Below are 251 nucleotides of genomic sequence, written 5' to 3'. Positions count from 1 at the left end.
ACCTGCTCAGGCGAGCGCTACTAATAGCCCGAGCTCTTCTTCATTGCCAAGACTACGATCGAGATCGAGAGATGGACGTGTCGCGCGCATGCAACCGCCAGGGTGGCGCGGGGGATCCCCGGGCCCCCTCGGACGGCAAGACGATTGCCGCGGGAGCGCCTCCCGCGAGCGGAACCATGGAGTGGGGGATCACCCGATCCCATTCCGAACTCGGCAGTTAAGCCCCACCTCGCCGAAAGTACTGCGGCGCC

The 251-nt window shown here is 65.3% G+C and carries 1 rRNA gene; it reads left to right on the top strand.

Going from position 1 to position 251, the window contains the following annotated elements:
• Window positions 1–166 precede the first annotated feature (166 nt).
• Window positions 167–251: ribosomal RNA gene (gene rrf / locus NE591_RS15860) — 5S ribosomal RNA — on the top strand; the annotation flags it as partial.

The organism is Adlercreutzia sp. DFI.6.23, assembly GCF_024462535.1.
GTDB lineage: Bacteria > Actinomycetota > Coriobacteriia > Coriobacteriales > Eggerthellaceae > Adlercreutzia > Adlercreutzia rubneri.
The sequence above is the reverse complement of the archived record's forward strand: the minus strand, read 5'-3'. Positions and strand labels throughout refer to the sequence as shown.